General features: G+C 71.0%; 4 protein-coding genes and 1 pseudogene. 1 reads left to right on the top strand and 4 read right to left on the bottom strand.

What is annotated here, in order from left to right; translation table 11 throughout:
* From VGX25_RS22530 to rimP, 4 genes are all read right to left on the bottom strand, one after another.
* Nucleotides 1-578, bottom strand: a 578-nt coding sequence (locus VGX25_RS22530) for a translation initiation factor IF-2 N-terminal domain-containing protein (RefSeq protein WP_326919858.1), incomplete at its 3' end; no start/stop codon positions are given.
* A gap of 78 nt (nt 579-656) precedes the next feature.
* A complete protein-coding gene (locus VGX25_RS22525; protein ID WP_414635917.1) occupies nt 657-932 on the bottom strand; it encodes a YlxR family protein in 276 nt (91 codons plus the stop codon).
* A 105-nt stretch (nt 933-1,037) separates the two neighbouring features.
* On the bottom strand, nt 1,038-2,045 hold the full coding sequence (nusA, locus tag VGX25_RS22520) for a transcription termination factor NusA (RefSeq protein WP_326919856.1): 1,008 nt from the start codon (nt 2,043-2,045) through the stop codon (nt 1,038-1,040).
* Nucleotides 2,042-2,566 carry a ribosome maturation factor RimP gene (rimP, locus tag VGX25_RS22515; RefSeq protein ID WP_326919855.1) on the bottom strand — a complete coding sequence of 175 codons (525 nt, stop codon included), beginning with the start codon at nt 2,564-2,566 and terminating at the stop codon, nt 2,042-2,044. The genes nusA and rimP overlap by 4 nt, the downstream gene beginning before the upstream one ends.
* Nucleotides 2,567-2,781: 215 nt before the next feature.
* Between rimP and VGX25_RS22510 the strand changes: the two are divergent.
* Nucleotides 2,782-2,990 (top strand): annotated as a pseudogene (locus VGX25_RS22510) (DUF4439 domain-containing protein); the annotation flags it as partial.

The following is a 2,990-nucleotide window of genomic DNA, read 5'->3' as shown; positions in this document are numbered from 1 at the left end:
CCGGGCCGGGGCGCGGCCGGACGCGGCGGGGGCGATCCGGCGCCCACGCCGAACGGGTTGTTGCCGACGCGCGGGGCGCGCGGCGGACCGGGCTTGGGGGCCTGCGGCTTCGGCGGCACGACCGAATGACCCTGCTGCGGGGCCTCGGGTGCGGGCTTGGAGTCGACCTTGGCCGCCGGAACCTCCGGCACCTCGGGAACGACCGGCTCGGCGGCGGCCGGCGCGGGCGCCGGCTTGGCGGCCGGCTTCGGCGCCTGCTTGGGCGCGGCCGGCTGCTGCGCGGCGGCCGGCTTGGCCGCCGGACGCGGACCGGACGGCTTGGCAGCGGCCGGCTTGTGGGCCGGTGCGGGCTTGGCGGCCGGCTCCGCCTTGGTCGCGGCACCGTCCGAGGACGGCGCCGCTGCCGGCTTGGTGTAGGCGTTCCGCAGCTTGCGAGCCACCGGGGGCTCCACCGTGGAGGACGCCGACTTCACGAATTCGCCAAGATCCTTCAACTTGGCGAGCACTTCTTTGCTGGTGACACCGAGCTCCTTCGCGAGCTCGTGCACTCGGGCCTTGCCTGCCACTGCTCTCCTCATCCGAGTGAGGCCGGCGGCAAAGTCCCGCGCGACCTCGTCCTAACGTCTGACGTTCATGGCTTCAGCTTCACGGCTGACTCATGACGGGTCGACCTGCTTCCTGTCTTCCAGCGCGACCCGGGAAGCTCCCGGGTCCTTACCGGTGTGCGGCAGCTGCTCCACCTGCCGTCGAACGCCGGCCACGTCGAGCGGTCCAGGGACGCGTAGCGCCCTGGCGAACGCCCGCCGCCGCTCGGCCTTGTCGAGGCAGCCCGGGTCGGGGTGTATCCAGGCTCCCCGACCGCCGATCCGATGTCGAAGATCGAGAACAAGTTCTCCATCGACGACCGTGATGCGTAGCAGCTCACCGGCCACCGCCTTGACCCGACATCCGACACAGGTCCTCACCGGGCCCCGACCCGAGGGACGTGCGGAAATCGGTTCGCGACGATGAACCATGAAAAGTCTATCTCGTGTCGCTCACTCCACCGAACCGGATGGGGTCGGCGTCGCGGCCGCGGCATCGCTGCGGATGTCGATCCGCCAGCCGGTCAGCCGGGCGGCCAGCCGGGCGTTCTGGCCCTCCTTGCCGATCGCCAGCGACAGCTGGAAGTCCGGCACGACGACCCGAGCCGTCTTCGCCCGCTCGTCCATCACCCGCACGGACACCACCTTGGCCGGGGACAACGCGTTGCCCACGAACGTCGCCGGGTCCTCCGAGTAGTCGATGATGTCGATCTTCTCGCCGTGTAGCTCGCTCATCACGTTGCGCACCCTGGCGCCCATCGGACCGATGCACGCGCCCTTCGCGTTGACTCCAGGGACCGTCGATCGAACCGCAATTTTGGACCGGTGCCCGGCCTCCCTGGCGACCGCGGGAATCTCCACGGTGCCGTCGGCGATCTCCGGAACCTCCAGCGCGAACAACCGGCGCACGAGATTGGGGTGCGTACGGGACAACGTGATCTGCGGCCCGCGTGTTCCCCTGGAGACGCCGAGCACGTAGCACTTGAGTCGGGTGCCGTGCTCGTAGCGCTCCCCCGGCACCTGCTCGGCGGCCGGCAGCACACCCTCGGTGTCGCCGACCTGGACGACGACCATGCCGCGCTGGTTGGCCCTGGCGTCGCGCTGCACGACGCCGGCCACGATCTCGCCCTCCTTGGCGGAGAACTCGCCGAAGGTCTTCTCGTTCTCGGCGTCGCGCAGGCGTTGCAGGATGATCTGGCGCGCCGTGGTGGCGGCGATGCGGCCGAAGCCCTCCGGGGTGTCGTCCCACTCCTCGGCGACCGTGCCGTCCTCGCCGATCCGGTAGGCGATCACCCGCACGATGCCGGTGCGCCGGTCGATGTCGATCTTGGCGTGCGGCTGGTGGCCCTCGGTGTGCTTGTACGCGGTCAGCAGCGCCGTCTCGATGGCGTCGAGAACCGTCTCGAAGGGGATGTCCTTGTCGCGCTCGATCGCGCGGAGCGCCGCGATGTCGACGTTCACCTCGAATCCCTACCTTCGAGCAGTTTCAGTTCCTCCACCGGTGGCTGCTTGAACTCCACCTCCACGACGGCGTGGACCACCTCGGCGTAGGCGACCCGCCGCAGCACACCCTCGACGAGCAGCTCGACCCCACCGTCCGGATCGTCGTCCGCCGTCCCGACCCGTCCGGTGACCGTCGTGCCGTCGGCCTGTTTGACCTTCACGAGCCTTAGCTTCGCCCGACGCCAGTGCCGCGGCTTGGTCAACGGGCGATCCAGACCCGGGGAGGTGACCTCGAGCGTGTACGGGCCACCCAGCTCCGCGTCGTGCGCGTCCAGCGCGGCGGACACCGCCCGGCTCACCTCGGCCACCCGGTCGAGATCGACGCCCTCCTCGGCGTCCACCACGACCTTGACCAACCGGCGCCGCCCGGCCGTCGTCACGGCCAGCTGCTCGAGGTCGAACCCGGCCGCCGCGACGGCGTCGGCGACCACCGGCTCCAGCACGCTGGAACCGGAACCGCGCTGCGGCTGACCTGGCACGTCGTCGCTCCTGGGGGCCACTCACCGACTGTGGTTGCCAAGCGTATCTCGTGACGAAGCGTGGGCGGGGACCGAGCGATTACCGCGCGTCCATCGGGCCGCCGACGGGCACCTGGCAGGATGACTGCCCGTGAGCGGAGCTTGCGGAGCGAACCATCAATACTGCCCTGCCACCGAGGAACGAGGTGGCAGGGTCGCCGTCACCGAGCTTGCGAGTGACGGATCTGATGGGTGACGCCGGGCCGAGCCGCCGTTGGGTGCTGCGCGTGGGGCTGGGCGCGGTGCTCGCAGCGCCCGTCGTGGCCGCCTGCACCAGCGACCCGCCGGCACCCCCGCAGCCGGATCCGTTGGCGGAGTTGGCTTCCCGGGCCCGCGCCGACGCGGCGTTCGCCGAAGCGGTCGCCGCGGCCGTGCCGGAGCTGGC

This window comes from Actinophytocola sp. (assembly GCF_035942955.1).
GTDB lineage: Bacteria > Actinomycetota > Actinomycetes > Mycobacteriales > Pseudonocardiaceae > DASYTH01.
The sequence above is the reverse complement of the archived record's forward strand: the minus strand, read 5'-3'. Positions and strand labels throughout refer to the sequence as shown.